Origin of the sequence: Nitrosomonas marina (genome assembly GCF_900111605.1) — a bacterium.
Classification (GTDB): domain Bacteria; phylum Pseudomonadota; class Gammaproteobacteria; order Burkholderiales; family Nitrosomonadaceae; genus Nitrosomonas; species Nitrosomonas marina_A.
In genome coordinates, this window is sequence record NZ_FOIA01000069.1 from 1 (window position 1) to 2892 (window position 2892).

Below are 2892 nucleotides of genomic sequence, written 5' to 3' on the forward strand. Positions count from 1 at the left end.
CACCTCCAGTGGTTTCGTGTTCTGTTTATAATCAATGGCTTGACTATAATTGTACACCTCTCCACTGGAGTTTTCATCCATTTTCTATGAATTATCAAAATGAATTCATAGAGTTACGTTTATGGATGGGAACTAACTATAAGGTTATAGCTCGGTTTCCATTGTCCACCGTTGGTTTTTAGGAAAGCTTGAAAATGAAAATTAATATTACAAAAAAAGAATATAGATTGTTACTTGATATTCTCTATCCAGAGGTTACACAGGCTTTTCAAAAACGATTTCTGAAGTACCGTGAAAAACTGTTTGTTTTTATCGATATAGAAGGTATTCCATGGAATAATAATGCGGCAGAAAGGGCATTAAGACATTTGGCTGTTCAAAGAAAGATTTCAGGGTCCTTTGGCAAAGAATCAACCCCCGATTATTTGAGACTCCTGAGCGTTACACAAACCTGTCGATTTCAGAACAAATCTTTATTGCAGTTTTTGTTATCAGGGGAGAAAGACATTGATAAGTTTAAGGGCGGCAAAGGGTTAATGGGTTGGCGTATGCATTAATCCATAATGCCTTTAGTACAACTACCCGTCATAATATCTCCAATAACAAAATCGATTTTCTTGCGTCGCGTTCTTTTATGTAGAGATTTGCTGTATTCAAATTTAACCATTTCTTATGAGAAAATCGACAGATACCATATAAAACATAAACATTTTCAATTATATATCAGAAAGATACAACTCCACAGTAGCAGTTGTCCAGGTGGCAACGCCTGCGCCAAAAAAGTCTTTGTCTTCAGTCCATACAGGGCAGTCGAGCAATAACGCTGCAGCCACAGCAGGCCAATCGTTCACGTCGCGGGATGAGATGCGTGATTTTGCCTTATCCTCCATCTCAATTAAAATGTCATCAGTAATGATCTGAATGGTATCCAATATGCCAATATATACTGGACGCCAGACTGATTCGCTCAGGTTATGCTTAGTCATCAGTTCTGTAGAGAGATAAAATTCCGCCTCTACCGCATTTACTTCTGCCGTGTAAAAAGCAACTGATTCGCAGTAATGCTCAATTAAATATCTAACTCGGTGACCCAATACAGCACGAATAAGAATATTTGCATCAATGACTAAACGTTTATGTTGCATGTGATCTCTGCCGCCGCCATTGTCTAAATTCTTCCAACAGTTCATCTTCTTTGAGGCCCAACCGGACTAGTTCATCATCCATGCGCTTTCCTGCTTCCAGGAGCGCTTCACGCTGAGTTTGCCCTGGCCGTTTTGGGACAGGAATAAAGAAACCGATAGTTTGTCCGTGTCTTGTAACTTCAATAGTTTCACTTGATTCGAGAAACAATGATAACTTTTCGCGCAGTTCTCTCACGCCAATACGTTGAGTCATAAAAACCTCCAATTAATACACACAATTGCGTACACAATTGTAACAAACTAGTTACCTTTATGGTATATTTCTTATTCGGCGCGTTAACAAAATTGAATCAACCAAAGTCCGCTTCGGGTCGAATGCAGTCAATCAATGTCTGATTGTTTAAAAACCAACTATTAATCACACTAATACAGGTTATGTTTGATTGCCGACAATATCACTGCCAGTAGTTACTTGAGTGATCCAGCCTGCGGTAAATGGCCTATTGCATTGACCAAATACCGCGTAACATGGATTATCCGGTGGTTAATCTTTCCTGCCGGAAGTTAATACAAAATTTACGGAATTAATGATTTATCGGTTTATCTGATTACCAGTCCTTGAAGAAGTCGGGAATGCTGGACATGAATTTTTCCAGTGTTTCCATCAGCATCGCCCAGTATCGCTTTACTGACAACGATAGTTCCGGTATCTCCGGTATTTCATCGGCTGCATGATTAACCGCGTCTCTGGCACCTTCATACGCAATGATCCAGTTCTCCTGCATTTCAGCCAGTATCTCTTCCTTGGTGGGTACTTTAATACCACACACCTCTCGTTTTTCTTCCAGATGCTGGTGCAGCTCGAATTCAGCGTTCAGTTCGTTCAGGTCTTTGAGCATTTGACAGGAATCGTGAACGTTCCAGGCTGTGACACCGGCTATCACCGCAATTCCCAGTACCGGAATGGCTTCGCCTGACAGTGAGGACAGGTTACGGGTGGCGGCCAATGTCGATCGGGCGGCGGCTTTCTTGGAAAATTGCTTTATTTGCGCTGATTTCCTGTTGATCCTTTTCTTCAGACCGGCGCTCTGCTCTTTCAGTGTCCGGTTCTGCCTGGATAGCTCTGAATTTTTTCTGGACAGGTCCCTTGTTGCGGAAGCCACATCGGTGTTTCTGTTCACCGTCGGGCTGCGGCTCAGCATCTTGTCGGTCAGCTTCGAACCCACTGTATACCCCAGGGCTGTACCCAGTGCGGCAAATGCGGCTGTGTGAAAATTGTCGCTGATGAGTGTGGCAATGTTCATCGTCACCAGTCCCAGTATTGTGACTGCCAGCAGCCAGGTTTTCAGTTGCTTCGTCAGTGAAAAAGTAATGAATCTGAGTCCATACTGATACATACACTCTCCAAGAAAATGAGTTGATAGGCAATGTAATGATCACTGTGTCGCGACAATTGCATATTCCGGCCCAACCTGAACAGCTATTCTGGCCCAACGTGAACAAGTATTCTGGTTGAACGTGAACAGCCATTCCGGTTGAAGCTGAACATTTTTGCTGATTTTCCGGAATTGGCGTTCAACATGCCGGAATGGCTGTTCAACATGACCGGAATTTTTTCAACGCATTGTTTTTAATTTAGTTTGCTAAGCTGTCTGCCTTTTGGGGGGCAGACATTGGCAGCCAAGAGGATAACAATGCGCAATATCAGAGAAGTTTTACGCTTGCGACTGGGCGCCAGGTTGAAATA

4 protein-coding genes are annotated in these 2892 nt (G+C 42.7%); 1 reads left to right on the forward strand and 3 read right to left on the reverse strand.

The window, feature by feature from the left end; all coding sequences use genetic code 11:
• Positions 1–194 precede the first annotated feature (194 nt).
• Positions 195–557, forward strand: coding sequence for an IS66 family transposase (locus BMY62_RS15645; RefSeq protein ID WP_090662164.1), 363 nt, complete (start codon positions 195–197; stop codon positions 555–557).
• A gap of 159 nt (positions 558–716) precedes the next feature.
• Here the strand turns inward: BMY62_RS15645 and BMY62_RS15650 are convergent, their stop codons facing one another.
• The 3 genes from BMY62_RS15650 to BMY62_RS15660 form a co-directional block, all read right to left on the reverse strand.
• Positions 717–1145, reverse strand: coding sequence for a PIN domain-containing protein (locus tag BMY62_RS15650; RefSeq protein WP_090662167.1), 429 nt, complete (start codon positions 1143–1145; stop codon positions 717–719).
• Positions 1135–1398 carry a prevent-host-death protein gene (locus BMY62_RS15655; RefSeq protein WP_090662170.1) on the reverse strand — a complete coding sequence of 88 codons (264 nt, stop codon included), beginning with the start codon at positions 1396–1398 and terminating at the stop codon, positions 1135–1137. The genes BMY62_RS15650 and BMY62_RS15655 overlap by 11 nt, the downstream gene beginning before the upstream one ends.
• Positions 1399–1753: 355 nt before the next feature.
• Positions 1754–2542: a hypothetical protein gene (locus BMY62_RS15660; protein WP_090662173.1), complete on the reverse strand. Its 789-nt coding sequence runs from the start codon at positions 2540–2542 to the stop codon at positions 1754–1756.
• Between the last annotated feature and the right edge of the window lie 350 nt (positions 2543–2892).